At 31.3% G+C, this 19,394-nt stretch carries 19 protein-coding genes; 10 read left to right on the forward strand and 9 right to left on the reverse strand.

Going from position 1 to position 19,394, the window contains the following annotated elements; translation table 11 throughout:
- Positions 1–97: 97 nt before the first annotated feature.
- Positions 98–1,921 (reverse strand): T9SS type A sorting domain-containing protein, encoded by a 1,824-nt coding sequence (locus DIS18_RS00810; protein ID WP_146191771.1) that lies wholly within the window; start codon positions 1,919–1,921, stop codon positions 98–100.
- A gap of 37 nt (positions 1,922–1,958) precedes the next feature.
- On the opposite strand from DIS18_RS00810, the gene DIS18_RS00815 reads away from it, so the two are divergent.
- The 5 genes from DIS18_RS00815 to DIS18_RS00835 all read left to right on the forward strand — a co-directional run bounded on the left by DIS18_RS00815 (position 1,959) and on the right by DIS18_RS00835 (position 7,771).
- Entirely contained in the window at positions 1,959–2,798 is an 840-nt protein-coding gene (locus tag DIS18_RS00815) for a TrmH family RNA methyltransferase (RefSeq protein WP_109351151.1), read from the forward strand.
- Between the two features lie 9 nt (positions 2,799–2,807).
- A complete protein-coding gene (locus tag DIS18_RS00820) occupies positions 2,808–3,122 on the forward strand; it encodes a GIY-YIG nuclease family protein (protein ID WP_109351152.1) in 315 nt (104 codons plus the stop codon).
- 169 nt (positions 3,123–3,291) lie between these two features.
- Entirely contained in the window at positions 3,292–4,524 is a 1,233-nt protein-coding gene (locus DIS18_RS00825) for a M48 family metallopeptidase (protein ID WP_109351153.1), read from the forward strand.
- A 175-nt stretch (positions 4,525–4,699) separates the two neighbouring features.
- Complete coding sequence (locus DIS18_RS00830) at positions 4,700–5,512, forward strand: hypothetical protein (RefSeq protein WP_109351154.1); 813 nt, start codon at positions 4,700–4,702, stop codon at positions 5,510–5,512.
- A 441-nt stretch (positions 5,513–5,953) separates the two neighbouring features.
- A complete protein-coding gene (locus DIS18_RS00835) occupies positions 5,954–7,771 on the forward strand; it encodes a DEAD/DEAH box helicase (RefSeq protein WP_109351155.1) in 1,818 nt (605 codons plus the stop codon).
- Between the two features lie 53 nt (positions 7,772–7,824).
- On the opposite strand, the gene DIS18_RS00840 is transcribed toward DIS18_RS00835, so the two are convergent.
- Positions 7,825–10,722, reverse strand: coding sequence for a T9SS type B sorting domain-containing protein (locus tag DIS18_RS00840; RefSeq protein WP_109351156.1), 2,898 nt, complete (start codon positions 10,720–10,722; stop codon positions 7,825–7,827).
- Positions 10,723–10,862: 140 nt separating this feature from the next.
- Between DIS18_RS00840 and DIS18_RS00845 the strand changes: the two genes are divergently transcribed.
- Positions 10,863–11,639 carry a carboxypeptidase-like regulatory domain-containing protein gene (locus DIS18_RS00845; protein WP_109351157.1) on the forward strand — a complete coding sequence of 259 codons (777 nt, stop codon included), beginning with the start codon at positions 10,863–10,865 and terminating at the stop codon, positions 11,637–11,639.
- Here DIS18_RS00845 and DIS18_RS00850 read toward each other — a convergent pair.
- Complete coding sequence (locus tag DIS18_RS00850) at positions 11,636–12,295, reverse strand: TrmH family RNA methyltransferase (RefSeq protein ID WP_109351158.1); 660 nt, start codon at positions 12,293–12,295, stop codon at positions 11,636–11,638. The two genes, DIS18_RS00845 and DIS18_RS00850, sit on opposite strands and share 4 nt — an antisense overlap.
- Positions 12,296–12,329: 34 nt before the next feature.
- Here DIS18_RS00850 and DIS18_RS00855 point away from each other — a divergent pair, with 34 nt between their 5' ends.
- A complete protein-coding gene (locus tag DIS18_RS00855) occupies positions 12,330–13,004 on the forward strand; it encodes an SIR2 family NAD-dependent protein deacylase (protein WP_109351159.1) in 675 nt (224 codons plus the stop codon).
- Here the strand turns inward: DIS18_RS00855 and DIS18_RS00860 are convergent.
- Complete coding sequence (locus DIS18_RS00860; RefSeq protein WP_109351160.1) at positions 13,001–14,236, reverse strand: glycosyltransferase; 1,236 nt, start codon at positions 14,234–14,236, stop codon at positions 13,001–13,003. The genes DIS18_RS00855 and DIS18_RS00860 overlap by 4 nt on opposite strands.
- Positions 14,237–14,259: 23 nt before the next feature.
- Complete coding sequence (locus tag DIS18_RS00865) at positions 14,260–14,733, reverse strand: heme-binding domain-containing protein (RefSeq protein WP_109351161.1); 474 nt, start codon at positions 14,731–14,733, stop codon at positions 14,260–14,262.
- Positions 14,734–14,769: 36 nt separating this feature from the next.
- Here DIS18_RS00865 and DIS18_RS00870 point away from each other — a divergent pair, with 36 nt between their 5' ends.
- From DIS18_RS00870 to DIS18_RS00880, 3 genes are all read left to right on the forward strand, one after another.
- The gene (locus tag DIS18_RS00870) at positions 14,770–15,348 is read left to right on the forward strand and encodes an adenylosuccinate lyase (RefSeq protein ID WP_109351162.1); all 579 of its coding nucleotides are present in this window, start codon (positions 14,770–14,772) and stop codon (positions 15,346–15,348) included.
- 77 nt (positions 15,349–15,425) lie between these two features.
- On the forward strand, positions 15,426–16,769 hold the full coding sequence (purB, locus tag DIS18_RS00875; RefSeq protein WP_109351163.1) for an adenylosuccinate lyase: 1,344 nt from the start codon (positions 15,426–15,428) through the stop codon (positions 16,767–16,769).
- Between the two features lie 9 nt (positions 16,770–16,778).
- Positions 16,779–16,976 carry an FXYD domain-containing ion transport regulator gene (locus tag DIS18_RS00880; RefSeq protein ID WP_109351164.1) on the forward strand — a complete coding sequence of 66 codons (198 nt, stop codon included), beginning with the start codon at positions 16,779–16,781 and terminating at the stop codon, positions 16,974–16,976.
- A 52-nt stretch (positions 16,977–17,028) separates the two neighbouring features.
- On the opposite strand, the gene DIS18_RS00885 is transcribed toward DIS18_RS00880, so the two are convergent.
- The 4 genes from DIS18_RS00885 to DIS18_RS00900 form a co-directional block, all read right to left on the reverse strand.
- Positions 17,029–17,571, reverse strand: coding sequence for a DUF4252 domain-containing protein (locus DIS18_RS00885; protein ID WP_109351165.1), 543 nt, complete (start codon positions 17,569–17,571; stop codon positions 17,029–17,031).
- A gap of 17 nt (positions 17,572–17,588) precedes the next feature.
- Complete coding sequence (locus DIS18_RS00890; protein WP_109352542.1) at positions 17,589–18,149, reverse strand: DUF4252 domain-containing protein; 561 nt, start codon at positions 18,147–18,149, stop codon at positions 17,589–17,591.
- A gap of 70 nt (positions 18,150–18,219) precedes the next feature.
- Positions 18,220–18,693: a hypothetical protein gene (locus DIS18_RS00895; RefSeq protein ID WP_109351166.1), complete on the reverse strand. Its 474-nt coding sequence runs from the start codon at positions 18,691–18,693 to the stop codon at positions 18,220–18,222.
- The gene (locus tag DIS18_RS00900; protein ID WP_109351167.1) at positions 18,680–19,189 is read right to left on the reverse strand and encodes an RNA polymerase sigma factor; all 510 of its coding nucleotides are present in this window, start codon (positions 19,187–19,189) and stop codon (positions 18,680–18,682) included. Before DIS18_RS00900 ends, DIS18_RS00895 begins: the two co-directional genes overlap by 14 nt.
- Positions 19,190–19,394 lie beyond the last annotated feature (205 nt).

Genomic DNA, 19,394 nt, shown 5'->3' on the forward strand with positions numbered 1-19,394 from the left:
GTTGATAAAATGTTCTGTCGGTTTTAGTGAAACTAAATTACAATAAAAAAGCTTCAGAAAATTTCTGAAGCTTTTAGGCTTACATTGGAATATCATACTATTCTAAAATAAGCTTTTTTGTGATTTCTGAAATGCCATCTCCGACTTTTAAAAAGTATACTCCTTTTGAAAATTGAAATACATCTATTTTTAAAGATTTATTTATGTCCTCAGATACTTTAGAATAGACATTTTTACCTTGAATATTATAAATGTTTATTTTAATAGTTTTGTTAATAGTCTTATCAAAATTCAGTTCAATAAACTCACTCGCTGGATTTGGAAACATTGAAAATGTTGATTTTTTAAAATGCACAAGATTAAGGGCAACTGAGCTTTCTAAATAGTCAGGAATATTATTACCGTTAGTATCATCATCTAATGGTGATCCATTATTATTATAATCTTCATCTTTTGTCAAAACTCCATCTCCATCATCATCGTCATCAATATAATTTGGAATGGTATCACTATCTGTATCTATAACCTCATTTAAACCTTTAGATGCAACTGCCCTACTAGATATGGTAGATTGGTCTGCAAGCTCATCTATAGTATCAATATTATCCCCATCGTCATCATCATCCAAATAATCTGGGATAGAATCTAAATCTGTATCATCATCGGTTAAAATTCCATTTTCGTTTATATCTTCATCACTATTAATTACACCATCGTTGTCTTCATCTCTACAGTCTTGTAAAACTAAATCCAAAGAAGTAACCGAAGGACACAAGGAGCCTAAAACCTTCACACCAACATATATAGTAGTTGAACTACTGTTATAATTGTTTGGCAGCGCATTTCTTCCATTATTAGCATCTCTCTCAGAAATATAGTAACTAACAGACAAACCTGTTTGACTCCCAACTACTTCACTTGTTTTAGATGACAAATCGAAAACTTCAAATCCATCATTACTTGTATCATCACAGATTTCATATGCAGTTGGTTTATTTATAGATGGTCCAGATTCAATGGTAATAATAAATGAAGTTATAGCATAACTTCCTTTGGTTTTCTCTTCAACTCTTGAATAAATTTCTGCACCTCCAATTATGTCATAAAGGTATGGCAAAGCATTTATGTTATTTTCTGCATCATTTTGAGTTAAATAATAAGTAACTACAAAATTATCTGGATTTTGGCTTCCTAAAATATCAGTATCTAAACCACTCAAATCAAAACTATCACAAGCAAAAATATATGGAGCTGGGTAAGCTATTGCAAATAATGCTCTTATTTGAAATGATGTTGATTCTATGTAACCTGTGTTGTTATGTTCAGCTCTTACAAAAATTGTTTGCGGATTTGTAGCATTAAAGAAATTAGAAGGGTTTACTATTTGATTAACCCCTAAATCAGTATCTGCTTGTGATATATGATAAGTAACTGTATAATTATTTTCATCATTAAACCCACAAAATAGTTCTACTGATGTTAAATCAAAAACCATAAAACCATCAGAATCGGTATCGTAAGTTTCTAATTTTTCAATCGCTGATAATCTTTTAACTTCGATAATATTTTCACTTTGGAGGATATCAAAATCACCGTCGGGGATAGTTTTATTGGCTCTATAATAAATAGTTTGTGGACTTGATATATTTAAATAGTTTTCTGGGTCACTGATAGGGTTTATTTCATTATTCATATCCTCTTCAGTTTCATAATATGTAACTGAACTATAATTAGCTGGGTTAACAGCTGGACAGAAAGTGAAAGGATATAAATCAACTAAATTAAAAACCGCAAAACCATCATCATTATCATCACAAACATAAGCTGGAGTATATCCACAAGGTGGAGGTGGGCCTTGAACTTGAGAGAAAACAGATATAGGTAAAAAAGCCAATAAAAATAAAAGTAATAGTTGTTTCATATTTATAGTAAATTTGCAATTCAAACCTAGTAAATAATTGACTACAAAATTAATTTCAAGCGCAAACAACCCATTTATTCGACAACTTGTTCAATTAAAAGACAAGTCGCGAGAACGTAAAAAAACAGGCTCTTTTTTAATTGAAGGTGTTCGAGAAGTTTCGTTAGCTTTAAAAGGCGGTTATGAATTAGTGACCGTTTTATTTTATCCTGATTTATTCTCAGAAGAACAATTAAACGATTTAACTGTAAATGTTAGGTTGAGCGCTCCCGATAGTTATCGGGACGAAACCCAATTAAACTGTATTGAGATTTCAAAAGAAGTGTATCAAAAATTAGCTTACCGCGATACCACTGAAGGTGTTTTAGCCGTTGCAAAATCAAAAACAAATAGTTTAGGTGATTTGGTTTTTGAAAATAAAAACCCATTGATTCTAGTTGCTGAAGCTCCAGAAAAACCTGGAAATATTGGTGCTATTTTAAGAACCGCTGATGCTGCAAATGTGGATGCTGTAGTTATAGCTAATCCGAAAACGGATTTATACAACCCTAATATTATTCGTTCTAGTGTAGGCTGTGTGTTTACCAATCAAATTGCTACTGGAAGCACTTCTGAAATTATTGATTTTTTGAAATCAATAAGCATTGAAATTTATTGTGCAGCGTTGCAAGCTTCTGTTGATTATCATACGCAAGATTTTACCAAACCAACAGCTATTGTTGTTGGTACTGAAGCTACTGGTTTAAGTGATGCGTGGTTAGAAAACTCGACCCAAAATATTATTATTCCTATGCAGGGCGAAATAGATTCTATGAATGTTTCGGTTGCTGCTGGAATTCTTATTTTTGAGGCTAAGAGGCAGAGAGGATTTAAATAGACTATAAACATGTATTTCTATTACGTCTATATCTTAAAATGTTCTGATAATTCTTATTACACGGGAATAACCAATGACTTAGATAAACGAATTAAAGAACATACCTACGGAAAATATAGAGATTGTTACACTTATAAGCGAAGACCAATAGAAGTTAAGTTTTACGAAACTTTTAATGATGTATTGCAAGCCATATATTTTGAAAAGAAAATAAAAAGATGGACACGTGCAAAGAAAAAAGCCTTAATTGATGGGGATTTTGATATGCTTCAAATATTGGCTGAGTGCAGAAATGCAACTCATTATAAATATAGAGGTAAATAAGCACATCGAATTAGCTTTACATAATCTAAATTTAAAAACTACCATATTCAAAAGCTTTAACTGTGTCATGTTGAGCGCAGTCGAAACACATTAAAAAACGGAATTATCATGCACTTCGACTACGCTCAGTGTGACAGAATAGTTTAATTTAGCCTCTCAAATATATAACATGAATTCAACTACCCTATTTTACATCATCATCGCCATTATTGTTATCAATTTTATAGTTGATAAAGTGCTTGACGCGTTAAACGCAAAGCATTTTAATGATACACTTCCTGAAGAATTACAAGATGTTTATGATGATGCTGAATACAAAAAATCGCAAAGCTATAAGGCTACGAATTATAAATTTGGATTGCTAACCTCAACGTTTTCCATCCTTTTGACTTTAGGGTTTTTATGGTTTGATGGTTTTGAGTTTGTTGATAACATAGCTCGAGATTATAGTGAAAACCCAATTATTGTAGCGCTTATTTTCTTTGGAATTATTATGATTGGCAGCGATATTTTAACCACACCATTTTCTTATTACAGCACCTTTGTTATTGAAGAAAAATTCGGGTTTAATAAAACCACTGTAAAAACTTTCTTTTTAGATAAAATTAAAGGTTGGTTGATGATGGCTATTATTGGCTGCGGTATTTTAGCGCTCATTATTTGGTTTTATCAAGCTACAGGAAAACACTTTTGGTTATACGCTTGGGCTTTAGTAGCTGTTTTTACGTTGTTTATGAATATGTTTTATTCTAAGCTTATTGTGCCGCTTTTTAACAAACAAACGCCTTTAGAGGAAGGGACATTGCGTGATAAAATTTCCGCGTATGCCAAAACTGTTGGCTTTAAATTAGATAAGATTTTTGTAATTGATGGCTCCAAACGAAGCACCAAAGCCAATGCCTATTTTTCTGGTTTTGGAAGTGAAAAACGTGTAACGCTTTATGACACCTTAATTAACGATTTAGAAGATGAAGAAATTGTTGCTGTTCTGGCACACGAAGTTGGGCATTACAAAAAGAAGCATATCATTTTTAATTTGTTTGCTTCTATTCTGTTAACAGGGTTGACGCTTTATATTTTATCGTTGTTTATTTCAAACCCTTTATTATCGCAAGCTTTAGGTGTTGAAATCCCTAGTTTTCATATTGGGTTAATTGCTTTTGGACTCCTCTACTCGCCTATCTCTGAAATTACAGGCTTGATTATGAATGTGTTTTCTAGGAAGTTTGAATACCAAGCAGACGATTATGCTAAAAACACTTATAAAGGTGAACCACTTATTACCTCCCTAAAAAAGCTTTCTAAAAATAGTTTGAGTAATTTAACACCGCACCCTGCTTATGTGTTTATGCATTATTCGCATCCTACACTTTTGGAACGTATTGGGAATTTGAGGAAGTGAGTTTGAATACTTGGTGTCATTTCTGTAAATGAGAAACCTCATGATTTATGTTTTGGTCAAAACTTGACTTTATAAAAATTTTCAGCTACTTTCGTCTTATATGAAATATAAAACATTAAAGAATTTCTTTATATGCTTAGCTTTTGTCTCGTTTTAAAATAAAATTCAAAAATGTATGAAGGATGATGATTTATATTTAATTGATGATTCTATTAAACAATTTGAGATTTTAGAAAATGAAAATATCAATGAACATTTAAAAGAATATCCAAAATTAATATCAGTCTTAGATAACACAATTTTTAAATATTCTTGTCTCTCTTACCACCTTATTAAGTATCAAAAAACGCTACCAGTCAACATTAATCATTTACAATTTTTTGTTACCTCTGTTGCTAATAATGCTATTGTTCTAAAAAAATTATTTTTATCTGGCTGGCACTTACAGTCACAATCAATTATGAGAGTTCAATTTGAGCAAATTAATATTGCTTTATCTATTATTTGTGACAATGATTTTTTTAAAAAATATCATAAACTACAGCAAATAAAAAAAGAAAAAGTACCATTCAGTCCAAAACAAAAGGAAACAAAAAATATTATCAGAAAACTACTAATAAAAAGAAAAGGGAAAGAATTTTATAATGCTATAGAATCTTTAATGGATTTCTTATACAAAGAATTATCGAGGTCGATTCATGGTAACTTTTTACATATTGCTATGCTTTCATATAGTGTAGACTTTAAAAAAGACATATTAACTCCTGGAATAGGTGGCAATATGAAATCAATACCCAGAACAGTCTATACTTTACAAGAGATGAATAATTATTCTCAAATTATGTTTACTTTCTTAAGGATTTTGGTCAAAGAATCCAAAGAAATTAATTTTGAAGGAACCGATTTGAATTTGAATTTTATGGAAAAAACTTTAATTTTAAAAAATGGAACATTGAATCAACACAAAATAACGATTCATCACAAATAAAAAAGATTTCAAAAATAATTCAAAAAGTTTAAGCTGACAAGACATAACCCTCTTCAAGAACTAGTAATAATCAAATTCATTAAACAAACCTTTCCCAAAGCAAACCAAATTCCATTCTAAACCCAATAATCCAGCAAACAAACCCGCGTTAGGGATTGAAGTGAATAGCCCACAGCTTTTGCGCCTTAGCGCAGAAGCGAGGACTTGTAACGGAAAGCCCGACCCTTGTGGTAACGCCCAAATAACACTTATTTATTACTTCAATTTAATAGATTCTTCGCTTCGCTCTGAATGACAAATAATTAATGTATCTTCGCCGCTTGAAACTCAAGATGAGTTTACTCCTCAGGGTGAGGATGTGTTACTGGAAGTTTAAGTTTAGTATGTCGATGCGCTTCTTTATGTAACACCACATAACAAAATCGCATACATTAAACAAGAATGAGCACATTCCAAGATTTAGGTCTTAATGACGACCTATTACAAGCAATTACAGATTTAGGGTTTGAAAAACCTAGTGAAGTACAACAAAAAGCAATCCCAATTTTATTAGAATCTGAAACCGATTTAGTGGCTTTGGCCCAAACGGGTACGGGTAAAACTGCCGCATTTGGTTTCCCGATGTTAGAGAAAATTGATGTGGCTAGCAGAACCACGCAGGGTTTAATTTTATCGCCTACCAGAGAGCTTTGTTTACAGATTACCAACGAGATGAAATTGTATGGTAAATATTGTAAAGGCCTTAATGTAGTGGCGGTATACGGCGGTTCTAGTATTACAGACCAAGCGCGTGAGATTAAACGTGGCGCACAAATAATTGTGGCGACTCCTGGACGTATGAAAGATATGATTAACAGACGTTTGGTTGATATTTCTAAAATCCAATATTCGGTTTTAGATGAGGCTGATGAGATGTTAAACATGGGCTTTAAAGAGGATATTACTGATATTTTATCGCACACACCAGAGGATAAAAACACCTGGTTGTTTTCGGCTACAATGCCTAGAGAAGTATCTAGAATTGCTAAAAACTTTATGCACAACCCACAGGAAATTACTGTTGGAAATAAAAATGAGAGTACAAGTAATGTATCGCATGAATATTATTTAGTAAATGCTAGAGATAGATACCAAGCATTGAAACGTTTAAGTGATGCTAATCCTGATATATTTTCGGTTATTTTTTGTAGAACGAAACGTGATACACAAAAGGTTGCTGAAAAACTGATTGAAGATGGATATAGCGCTGGGGCTTTACATGGAGATTTGAGTCAGAATCAGCGTGATATTGTGATGAAATCGTTTAGAAACAAACAAATTCAAATGTTGGTAGCTACTGATGTTGCTGCACGTGGTATTGATGTTGATGATATTACACACGTAATAAATTACCAATTACCTGATGAAATTGAAACCTACACACACCGTTCTGGTAGAACTGGACGTGCTGGTAAAAACGGGATTTCAATGGTGATTGTTTCTAAAAGTGAAGTGCGTAAGATTAAAAGTATTGAGCGCATTATTAAACGTCAATTTGATAAAAAAGAAATTCCTGATGGTGCTGATATTTGCGAAGTGCAATTGATGTCTTTGGCTAATAAAATTCACAACACTGAGATTAACCATGAAATTGATAAGCATTTAGCTAACATAAACGAGTTATTTGCTGATACAGATAAAGATGAATTGATTAAAAAATTCTTCTCGGTAGAGTTTACACGTTTTTATAATTACTACAACAAATCTAAAAACCTAAATGTTGCAGAAGGTTCTTATGATAGTAGTGAAGGTAGAAGTAGGGGTGGTAAATCTACACGTTACTTTATTAATGTTGGTGGTAAAGATGGTTTTGATTGGATGAAGTTAAAAGACTTCTTGAAAGAGCAACTAGGACTTGGTAGAGATGATGTTTTTAAAGTGGAAACTAAAGACAGCTTCTCATTTTTTAATACTGAAAACGAACTTAAAGAGAAAGTATTAGCACATTTTACCGACTTTAAACATGAAGGCCGTTTTGTAAACGTTGAAGTATCTGAAAACCGTGGTGGCGGTGGAAGACGTGGAGACAGACGCGGTGGCGGCGGAAGACGCGATGGTGGAAAAAGACGTGACGATAGACGTGGTAGCGGAAGACGCAGTGATAGAAAAGAAAGTTCTGGAAACCGAAGTGACAGACGCAGAAACGAAGGTGGTTCTAAACCTAGACGTTCTGATTCTAGTGATTTTGGAAGTTCTAGACCTAGACGCTCTAGACGATAGATTGAAAAGAAATAATATAAAAAATCCTGAAATTAATTTTTCAGGATTTTTTTTTATCTTTTTAATGAAAAATGTCCATAATAGGTTTTCTGTCTCTCTCGAACAAAGACTTTAAACCAATAATCTGATTCTGGCATAGGATTGCCATTAAAAGTTCCATCCCATCCTTGAGATAACGAATTTAATTCTTTAACTAATTTACCATATCGATTAAAAATTGAAATTTTTAATCCTAAACCTAACAACTCAGAATTTATGTGCCAACTGTCATTATAACCATCTTGATTAGGAGTAAAATATTTTGGATAACTTAAAATTAAAACTTGTTCTTGATGGGTTCCACATCCATTTCTATCTCTAATGTATAAAGTATAATCACCCGCTTCTAAGTTTTCAAAAAAAGCAGTTTCTTGAAAACTAATATTGTTTAAAGAAAACTCATAATTACCATTCCCATTAACTTTTACCAAAAGTGAATTATTTTCAGACCAATCTTTTATTACAATATCCTCAATACTTGCAGTTCCAGAATCTAAAACATTTATTTCTTTTGTGTAATCACAGGTATTTATTAATGATAAATTATAATTTAGAGTAGCTGTTACAAAATATTTACCTGGTTTATCTATGGTAATTGAGTTTGTAATTTCTCCAGTAGACCAAAGGTAACTATCAAAATTATTTGGCACATCTAAATTTAAGGTTTCACCTTCACATATATATTGAGTTTCTTCAATATTAAAAAAAGGTGTATTGAGAACTCTGATTAAAAAACTATTTGTAGAATAACAGTCGTTATCGTTTATATTCTCAATACGCGAATATATTCGTTCTGGATTATCTATGTTTTCATAGCTATAAGGTAAATTATTAATTCCTTTGTTAGCTTCTTCTAATGACAGATGGTATGTAACATTATAGTTCCCTGACTGATTATTAATAATTTCATTATCCTTTGATTTTAAATCAAAAAACGTTTTTCCGTCATTCAATCCATCATCACACAATATAAAATCACTAATATTTATTGGTTTTGGTTTAAAAGTAGCTTGAATGTTTATGGGAGCTACTTCAAAACACAGAGGATTATCAGCATTTTCTACTCTTGCATAAATGGTTTTAGAAATTTCAGAAACCTCAATATTTGCTTGTATACTATTCTCCTTATTTTCCGCATCTTCTAGCGAATTATAATAATTAATCATAACGCTTGAGTTTGACTGAGATCCATCAACTTTAATATCTAAGTCTTCAAGATTCAAAAAATTAGATTCATTAAAATTCTCATAACAAACAAAATAATCATTAGCCTGAATAAGTGGTTTAAAATCAGTAATTATCTCAAATTCTGAAATTACATAACAGTTTCGATTTAATGCATTGTATACTTTTGCATAAATAGTTTTATTTTCTACATAAAAGGTTTCTATTAAAGGTAATTCTTTAATATGATTTTCAAGATTCTCTATGTTTTCAAAATAAGAAATTTTAAAATTTTCAGGAAGCTGACCATTTAAAATAATAGCACTTTTATTACCTATATTATAAGACTCACTTGAACATATAACAACATCATTTGTAATACTAGCATTCGGTAAACTAAATATTTCTATTTCTTTTGTTATTTCTTTAACCTCTCCATTTGACGAGGTAATAATTGCATTTACTTCATATTTACCCTCTTGATTATAAGTATGAGTTGTATTAATTCTTGAATCAGTATTACCATCTCCAAAATCCCAATTTACAGAAGCTATATTAGAATTTGAACTAAAATTAAAAACTGTTTCACTCCCTAAACAAAAATTTTCAACATCAATTATCGGTTTTAAATACGATTGAACTAATGTTGGCAAACCATATTTACTGTCTCCATCTAAAAGATTTATTCCTCTGGATTCATAATCACAATCAGAGCCTATAAAATTAGGTCTGTTAATTACATCTAAATAATTTCTATTGAAATTAGCCAAATATATTTTCTCATCGATTGCCAATTGTAATGCAAAAACACCATCTGTTCCTTGGTAAACTATTTCAATTGACTCTGAAATTTCATCATCAGATACATCTAAATTGAATTGATAGACTCTAGAATCTGTGAGAGTTCTAGTTGCAGAAGCATATAACTTGCTACCATCTGGCGAAAACTCTATACCATAAGGGCTTTCATTTGAAAACTCATACAACTTAACAAAATTGGTTAGAGTGCCATTATTAATATTAAAATCATACAAAAACACAACACCAGTTGCATTTTCATTACTTCCCGTATAACCAATTAAGGCCATTTTTTTTCCATCAGGAGAAATTTTCATGTATCCCCAATTGTTTGATAAAACAGCTCCAAGTGAAGATATAATTGAGGACTCAGATACTCCATCTTCATTTATCTCGTATGCCAAAAAATTATTAGTATTTACCTCTCTTACTACAACCCAATAGGATGTTCCGTCAGCATGTTTTACAACGGATATTTGTTCAGCCATATCCTTTGTAGAAATTTGAACGTTTTTTAAATCTGTTACATCTCCATTGCCGCCATTCAAATCTATGTTAATCTCAGAATAATTTAAACCGTTGTCTCTACTTAAATCATCAATTGTAAAAATATAATAGAATTTTTCATTTTTTGGCTTAGGTACAATAACAGTTTGCGAGGTAGATTCAAAACCTAATAACCCTCCCCCATTTGGCATAATGCTATGATTTTTATCCCATACATTAACACCATTTGAATAAAACAAAAGATTACCTGTAGAATCTGAAATACTTGAACAAGCCTCAACCGTATTCATTGAGCTATTTGAAAGCACAATAGGGGTATCATTCAAAAAATTAATTGCAGACTTATTTCCAAAATACCAATTTGCAGCTTCATTTTGAGAGAAACCATTTATTGTACTGATAAAAATAATCAGTGTAAGGTATTTTTTTAATATCTTTTTCATATAAGCTTAATAGATAAAAGTACGAAAAATGAATTGGCTCTAATTTATAAGCGTTAATATTAAGTCAAATTTAAACACATTAATTTCTAATCTGTATTATCTTTAGTACTTTTACGACTAAATTAGCGTTAATCATTATTATGAAGCATAACCTATTACTTTTTACATTTTTACTTATTTCAACTTTTTGTTTTGCGCAAGAAGCTGATAAGGTATTAGGTGTTATCTTAAACTCTTCAGATAAAAGTGCTTTAGAAAATGTAAATATTGTAAACCTAAATCAAGTTATAGGTACTACAACCAATAAAAAAGGAGAATTTCAAATTTCAGCGAAAGTTAATGATACCCTTCACTTTTCCTATTTAGGATTTAAATCTATTAAAGTAAGAGTTACAAATGACTGGTTGAAATTTGGAAGTTCTGACATTGAGCTTACTGAATTGGCTTTAGCACTTGAAGAAGTTGTTGTAAATCAATTAAAGTTAACAGGCTATTTAGAGGTTGATATTAAACAGGTTCCAGATATAAACACCAACTACCGTTACAGTATTTCTGGGCTTCAGGGTACAGGTTACGAGGCTAGTAAAAAATCTGGTTTAACTAAAGTTATAGGTTCTATTTTTAATCCTGCAGATTTCTTGCATCGTATGTTTGGTAAAAAACCTAACGAGTTACGTAAGCTCAAAAAGATGAAGCAAGATGATGAAATTAGAAACCTTTTGGCTTCTCGTTTTGATCGTGAAATGCTCACCGTACTCTTACAAGTAGAGCGCGTTGATTTAGATGAAATTGTAAGTCAGTGTAATTACTCCAAAGGTTTTATTCAAACCGCTAACGACCTTCAGATACTGGATGCCATTAGCGAATGTTATGAAGAATATAAGTTATTAAGTAGAGGACGAAGCAGAAAAATTTAATCATTTCTTTTATAGAAGCGCTCAACAATTTCATCATAACTTTTAATTGTTTTTTTACACCAATCGATTCTTTTTTCTAATATTTCTTCTTTAGATAATTGCCAATGAACATCTGTTTGCTTCAATTTGGTAGTAACATGCTGTAAAATAATAGCAGCAGAAACCGAAATATTTAAACTCTCAGTAAATCCAACCATCGGTATTTTTAAAAAACTGTCTGCGTTATCTAAAACTTCTTTAGATAAACCTTCGGTTTCTCTTCCAAAGAAAAAACATGATTTTTTAGTGACATCAAAATCATGTAATTCGCAATCATCAGTGTGTGGCGTTGTAGCAACTATTTGATAGCCTTTTTGTTTTAAATCTGATATACAATCATCAACTGAATGATACCTATTTAAATCCACCCATTTTTGAGCACCCATAGCAATTTCCCTATCTATACGTTTAGAGTTTCTTTCTTCTACAATATTTACTTCTTGAATACCAAAAACGTCACAGCTTCTTATAACAGCACTTGTGTTATGTAATTGATACACATCTTCAGTAGCTATACTAAAATGTTTGGTGCGTTGAGATAAAACAGCTTCAAAACGTTGTTTACGGTTATCAGTTAAATAGGTTTCTAAATGGTCTAGAAGTTTTAAGTCTATCATTCTTCAAAATTAAGAAAGTTTTTATCTTTATACTATGAAACATATTGTTATACTAACAGGAGCAGGCATAAGTGCCGAAAGCGGTATTAAAACATTTAGAGATGCAGATGGATTATGGGAAGGACACGATGTTATGGAAGTAGCAACTCCTGAAGGTTTTGCTGTTAATCCTGAATTGGTTTTAGATTTTTACAACCAGCGCAGACGGCAATTATTTGAAGTTGAACCTAATCAAGCGCATTTTGATTTAACCGAATTAGAAAATAACTTTAAAGTAACTATTGTTACCCAAAATGTAGACGATTTACATGAAAGAGCAGGTAGTAGTAATGTGATTCATTTACATGGCGAATTATTAAAAGTGCGCAGTAGTTTTGACGAAAATGACATCAAAGAATGGAAAACGGATTTAGTTATAGGCGATTTATGCAAAAAAGGTCATCAACTTCGTCCACACATTGTTTGGTTTGGTGAAGATGTAACAATGATTGAAAAGGCTATTAAAATATGTGAAACTGCAGATATATTAGTTATTATTGGAACATCAATGCAGGTTTATCCTGCTGCAGGCTTGAAAAATTATGTTCCGCAAAACACACCAACTTATTTTATTGATCCAAAACCAAGCATAGATAATAAAGAAAATTTAACTGTAATTGCTGAAACTGCAACTGTAGGAGTAAAAAAGATGATTACATTAATTAGTTAACTTTTATTTTTCTCCTCAATCCACTTACTCATATATTTAGTGCTTTGCATAGATTGATGTTGTATCATTTGTCCAGTAAAATTTTTAAATCTGTTTTCTTTTAGGTTTTTAATGGATTGTTCAACTGCTTTTAAAAAACGTAATTCAAGATTTTCTTGATTAAAACGTTTATTTATAATTTGGAATCCGTTTTGTTGCTTACTTCTCCATAAATCTTCATTTTGAAATAAGCTAACAGCATTATCTACAAACACTTTAGGGTCATCTTCAATACATCCGTTTGGTTCTAAGCTACCATACATACCTTCAGCTCCAATAGTCGTTGTAACACATGGTGTTCCATTTTGCATAGCATCAACTAACTTTCCTTTTAAACCTGCTCCAAATCTAATAGGTGCTAAACACACTTTTGATTTCTGTAAGACTTCATTAGCATCTTCAGCATAACCTTTAATTAAAAATCCTTGACTTTTATTATGCAGTTGATTTACTTTTTGTGAAGCATAAGCGCCATAAATATTTAATTCAGCTTTTGGTAGTTGCTTTCTAATTAATGGCCAAATGGTTTCTTTTAAATACAAAACAGCGTTGTAATTAGGTTTATGTAAAAAGTTCCCTATTGTTACAAAGTGATTTCTTTCTTCAAACTTTGGAAGCATTTTTATTTCTTCTTCAGCAATAGGCTTCAGCATAAAAGGCAAGTACAACAACAAAGATTCATCAACTTTAAACTGATTTTTAAGAATTTCCATCTCAGCTTCAGAAATAATCAAACTCAAATCGCATCTATAGATACTAGCTATTTCTCGCTTTGCTATATCATTGAACAAGTAAGATTCATCAAAAGCAACATTGTCTTTAAAAGCTTGATGTCTGCTTTTTCGCAAACTATGTAAATCTTCAGTATCTAAAATTCTTAATGTATCAGGACATTGTTCTACAACACGCCAACCAAATTGCTCTTCCATCATAAAACGGTCAAACAAAACGATATTAGGATTTATGTTTTTTATGAAATCATCAAAAGAAGAGTCATTTAACTTTATGGAAACCTGTTTAACTCCAATACTTTCCAAATTAAAAGCATTATCACTTTTTGCGCATGGGCTTGCAAATATTATTTGGTATTCTTCTAATTGGAAGGCTTTAATTAATTGCATCATTCTACTGCCAGCAGCAGAGCTTTTTGGCTCTGGCCATACAAAACCAATAATTAACAGATGCTTTCGCATAAAATATTTAGATTCTTAAAAAACTACTCTGGTTTGGGTGCTATACTATATTTTAAGCGTACTAATTTTGCCCAATCTACAACAGCTTTTATTTCATCATCTGATAATTTAGCATCGCGATGCATCCAAGTATAAGAATTTAACGGCATCTCTTTAGCTTCAATCATTTCTATAAGTTCCTCAAACTTATGATCTTTTCGTTTAATTGAATTCCCTTCCCATTTTGACACGTTAAAATGCCCTTTCCCATGTTTTACATGATCTTCCATCCAATAATTAACCGGTGTAATATTTGAATACCAGGGATATCTAGTAACATCACTATGGCAATCAAAACAGGTTTCTTTCAAAATGATTTTTACATTTTCTGGAGGATTTGTTTCGTTCATAAAAGCTTCAATTGAAGCAAAATCGCCTTCATTCCTATCAGGACCAAAAAATTGGGCAATTACAAATGCTATCAAAAAGAGTAATCCTATTTTTTTTAGTATTTTCATCAGGATAATTTTAGATTTTAAAAATAAGAAAACCTTTTGACTACAGAACAACTCTATAACGAATTAAATTATGTAAACCATTCGAGAGAAAAACGATTGTTTTATGCACATATGATGCAAAACAATCCAAAGTTAGTTCCTAAACTACTAAATATTTTATTTAAAGTAGATGATAAAATTTCTCCACGCGCAGCTTGGGTTTTTGAGTTTATGTGCAATGATGATATAAACACTATAATCCCTTATTTAAACAAGTTTACTGAAAATATGCACAAAGTTCATTTAGATTCTGCTGTTCGTCCAGTTGCCAAAATATGTGAATTTCTGGCAAAAGCATACACTAGTAAAGAAGACAACAATATCAAGACTGCTTTAACAGAAACTCATAAAGAACGTATTATAGAAAACTGTTTTGATTATATGATAAATGATGAAAAGGTAGCTCCAAAAGCTTACTCTATGAGTGTTCTCTTTTTACTTGGAAAGGATTACGATTGGGTTTATCCTGAATTGGCTCGTATTTTAGAGGACGATTTCTCTAAACAAACTGCTGCTTTTAAAGCTAGAGCTCGTCATATTTTAAAAAAAATCAAAAAAGCATCACCTAAAAACTAAAAAAACTTCAAGGGTCATACTTCCTTCTTCGGTCTTAAAAACCTATCTTTGCAACTTCAAAAAATCAAACCAAAATTATGTCATTATCAGCATTAAATGCCATCTCTCCTATCGATGGTCGCTACAGAAATAAAGTCAATGAATTGGCTCCTTATTTTTCTGAAGAAGCATTAATAAAATACCGTGTTTTAGTTGAAATAGAATATTTTATTGCACTTTGTGAAATTCCATTACCTCAACTAAAATCTATTGATTCTGGTGTTTTTGATAGTTTAAGAGCCATCTACAAAGACTTTTCAGCTGAAGATGCAACAGCTATAAAAAAGATTGAAAGTGTTACAAATCATGATGTAAAAGCAGTTGAATACTTTATTAAAGAGCAATTTGATACTTTAGGTTTATCTGAATATAAAGAGTTTATTCATTTTGGACTTACCTCTCAAGACATTAACAATACAGCAATTCCTTTAAGTATAAAGGACGCTATGAATGATGTTTATGTTCCTGAATATTTTATTGTTTTAGATAAACTTAAAGCATTATCTAAAGACTGGGCAACAATTTCTATGTTGGCCAGAACACATGGACAACCAGCATCTCCTACTCGACTTGGTAAAGAAATTGAAGTTTTTGTAGTGCGTTTAGAAGAGCAATTCAATTTACTAAATGATATCCCAAGTGCGGCTAAATTTGGCGGTGCAACAGGAAACTTTAATGCACACTTTGTGGCTTATCCAGATATTGACTGGAAAGCTTTTGGTAGTCAATTTGTGCAAGAAAAACTAGGTTTACAACATTCGTTTCCAACAACACAGATTGAACATTACGATCATATGGCCGCTTTGTTTGATACTTTAAAACGTATAAACACTATTATTCTTGATTTAGATAGAGATATTTGGACATATGTTTCTATGGATTATTTCAAACAAAAAATCAAAGCTGGTGAAGTTGGAAGTTCTGCAATGCCACATAAAGTAAACCCTATAGATTTTGAAAACTCTGAAGGAAACTTAGGTATTGCAAATGCTATTTTCGAGCACCTTTCGGCAAAATTACCAGTTTCTAGATTACAACGCGATTTAACAGATAGTACTGTTTTAAGAAATGTTGGTGTCCCTTTTGGTCATACTCTTATTGGTTTTAAATCTACTTTAAAAGGTTTAAATAAATTATTATTAAACGAATCTAAGTTTGCTGAAGATTTAGAAAACAATTGGGCAGTTGTAGCAGAAGCTATTCAAACCATATTGCGAAGAGAAGGGTACCCAAACCCTTATGAAGCTTTAAAAGGGTTGACCAGAACCAATGCAAAAATAAATCAAGATTCTATTTCTAATTTTATTGATACCTTAGATGTCTCTAACACAATAAAAGAAGAATTAAAGCGTATTACACCTAGTAATTATACAGGAATCTAATTTAAGCTTATGTTAAACGACAAACAATCCTTGGCACTTACCGGACTTATGGTTGCTGGTATTTTTGTTTTTGGAATTCTAGATGTTCTAGATAATTTTGTGGTTTTAACAATACTAACAATTGTGTTTTTTACAGTTTTAATAAACATGTTTTATTCCAAGTTTAAGTCAGAAGAAATAAAACAAGAAGAAAATAATTCTAAATAAAAAAAGGCTTCCAAATTGGAAGCCTTTTTAACATTAACATAATTACTATTTATTATTTAAAGAAGTTCATAATATCTTCTATTTGTCCTTCTTCAACATTTGCATTTTGCAATGCATTAATTAGAGTAACCATTTTTTCAGGGTTCATATCATCACCCAAAATTCTAACAATTCCAAAGCCCATATCTTTAGCGCTTCCAAATACAATCACCTCATCTGCCGCTTCATCATCGCCAATATACTTCACTGAAATTTTGTTGCCTTTATCACTAAATTCCATTAAATCATTATACTTACTATCGCTTAAAATGGTTTTTACTTTTGCTATTTCAGCTTTATAAGCATCAGTATCTGTTTCACTAGATTTATATCCTAAAAAATTTAATTTATCCACAGATTCATAAGCTTCTATTTGTGCTTCAGTAAAATTAGATTTATCAATTTCAATCATTGATAATGGTAAATCTTGGGATATAAAGTTTTTAGCTTCTTGATTGTCTACATAATAACTTTGTAAGCTAGTATTATTTCCGCAGCTAGTTAAAATAACTGCGGTAAATAATGTATATGCTAAATATTTGATTGCTCGTTGCATTGATTGATTTTTAAATTTTAGTTACCTTTTTCTAAATGTTTACCACCAGGGATATTCATTTTATCAGTAAGCTTAGAAATTTCATTAAGGTCTATATCTCCAGTCATAGATACTACAACAGTTTCAATTTTACGCTCTTTTCCATTAATTTCAATCTTATCGTCCATCACTTTATCTATACCATTTACATAGATTAAAAGTTCTTTAACATGGTCGGCATCTTTACCTTCTTTTACATAAAACTTCACCTCAGTACCATCATCCTTAACTTCCATTAATTCTTCTAAGCCTCCAGAACGAGATTTTACCCATTTAGAGATATCACTAGAAATTGATGAATTATCTGTAACAATAGTTTTAAAACTTGTGATGCTCTTTACCATATCCATATAAGCCTTAGCTTCTGCATCTTCAACATTAATTCCCATTTTGGCAATCATTTGAAACATTTTTGGCTTAATAGAAACGTAAGTTACATCTGGGTTCTCACTATACTTTTCAAAAATATTCTTTTGAGCCATTCCCGTTAATGGTAATAACATAATGGCCATTACTAGTACTATTAATTTATTTTTCATTGTTCTTGTGTTTAAATTATTTGAATTTTTCATTGTTTTTTAATTGATACTGAAACAAGTTCAGCACATGTTAGTTTTTAAAAATTATACTTGTTGTGTTTTCAATTTCGTTAAGATACCCTAAGGTAGAAGTGCCTTTATTCACTTCATTAAGATAGCTAACTGTTGATGCGCCTTTGTTGAATTTTGTGGAAATCATTTCCATAGATTTCGAAAACTCATTAAAAGCTAATTGTGGATCTTCATAAGTACCTAAATCAGTATTACCAAATGAAGTTCCAAAATAGAAACCTAACATAAGAACCGCTACAGCTGCGACAGAAATCCATTTGTAATTAAAAATCGTCTTAGTTTTTAATGGAACGTCTTTAGTAAATTGTTCTTGTTGGTTTCCCAAAAAATACGCAAACATAGGTTTATACATTTCTAAATGTGGTGCCACTGTGTCGCTTGTAAAATAGTTTTTCAACACTTGCTCCTCTTTAAGGCTTGTTTCTCCGTTTTCGTACTTTTCTAGTAATTTTTCTATATTATTTAATACCATAATTATGTGTATTAGTTAATTTCTCTCTTATTGTTTTTCTTGCTCTAGATAAGGCTACTCTAACTGCTGTATTATTCATTTCCAGCATTTTTGCAATCTCATCAAAATCATATTCTTCTATATCTCGTAATTGAATTATCATTTTTTGCTGTTCAGGTAAATCTTCAATAATTTTTGCTACCCAACTCACACTATCATTTAATTCAACTTGCTTTTGCAATGGTGTGTTTTTCTCCTCGTAATTACTATGCACAATTTTTAAATTCTGTGCTTGTTTAGATTTTAACTTATCAAAACAGTAATTCTTTGTCATCGTCATCGAAAAAGCCTCTACATTTCTATACTCCGCAATTTTCTTCTTGTTATTCCATAATTTCAACAACACTTCTTGCGTAGCATCCTCAGCCTCTTCCGTAGACACTAGCAATCGTTTCGCTAAACGAAATACTTTATCCTTAAAAGGCATTACAATATTTAAAAACTCTTTCTGAGTCATTTCTCGGTTGTATTAGTATGGTTAAAAACAGCTTAGTTACGGCTATTTAATATTACGACGACCATCTATTTAATTTGTTACACAACATATCAAAAAAAATAAAAATTTGGGCGTAACCCTCTCGGGTCGGGCTTTCCGTTACAAGTTTTGGCTCGATGCTCGCCTCGCCAAAAGCTATCCACTTCAATCCCTTACGCGGGGAAAT

Source organism: Algibacter marinivivus, from assembly GCF_003143755.1.
GTDB lineage: Bacteria > Bacteroidota > Bacteroidia > Flavobacteriales > Flavobacteriaceae > Algibacter_B > Algibacter_B marinivivus.

Coding starts and splice junctions, on each gene's coding strand:
- DIS18_RS00810 (WP_146191771.1), bottom strand. CDS start 1,921: ATGAAACAACTATTACTTTTATTTTTATTGGCTTTTTTACCTATATCT.
- DIS18_RS00820 (WP_109351152.1), top strand. CDS start 2,808: ATGTATTTCTATTACGTCTATATCTTAAAATGTTCTGATAATTCTTAT.
- DIS18_RS00825 (WP_109351153.1), top strand. CDS start 3,292: ATGAATTCAACTACCCTATTTTACATCATCATCGCCATTATTGTTATC.
- DIS18_RS00830 (WP_109351154.1), top strand. CDS start 4,700: ATGAAGGATGATGATTTATATTTAATTGATGATTCTATTAAACAATTT.
- DIS18_RS00835 (WP_109351155.1), top strand. CDS start 5,954: ATGAGCACATTCCAAGATTTAGGTCTTAATGACGACCTATTACAAGCA.
- DIS18_RS00840 (WP_109351156.1), bottom strand. CDS start 10,722: ATGAAAAAGATATTAAAAAAATACCTTACACTGATTATTTTTATCAGT.
- DIS18_RS00845 (WP_109351157.1), top strand. CDS start 10,863: ATGAAGCATAACCTATTACTTTTTACATTTTTACTTATTTCAACTTTT.
- DIS18_RS00850 (WP_109351158.1), bottom strand. CDS start 12,295: ATGATAGACTTAAAACTTCTAGACCATTTAGAAACCTATTTAACTGAT.
- DIS18_RS00855 (WP_109351159.1), top strand. CDS start 12,330: ATGAAACATATTGTTATACTAACAGGAGCAGGCATAAGTGCCGAAAGC.
- DIS18_RS00860 (WP_109351160.1), bottom strand. CDS start 14,236: ATGCGAAAGCATCTGTTAATTATTGGTTTTGTATGGCCAGAGCCAAAA.
- DIS18_RS00865 (WP_109351161.1), bottom strand. CDS start 14,733: ATGAAAATACTAAAAAAAATAGGATTACTCTTTTTGATAGCATTTGTA.
- purB (WP_109351163.1), top strand. CDS start 15,426: ATGTCATTATCAGCATTAAATGCCATCTCTCCTATCGATGGTCGCTAC.
- DIS18_RS00880 (WP_109351164.1), top strand. CDS start 16,779: ATGTTAAACGACAAACAATCCTTGGCACTTACCGGACTTATGGTTGCT.
- DIS18_RS00885 (WP_109351165.1), bottom strand. CDS start 17,571: ATGCAACGAGCAATCAAATATTTAGCATATACATTATTTACCGCAGTT.
- DIS18_RS00890 (WP_109352542.1), bottom strand. CDS start 18,149: ATGAAAAATAAATTAATAGTACTAGTAATGGCCATTATGTTATTACCA.
- DIS18_RS00895 (WP_109351166.1), bottom strand. CDS start 18,693: ATGGTATTAAATAATATAGAAAAATTACTAGAAAAGTACGAAAACGGA.
- DIS18_RS00900 (WP_109351167.1), bottom strand. CDS start 19,189: ATGACTCAGAAAGAGTTTTTAAATATTGTAATGCCTTTTAAGGATAAA.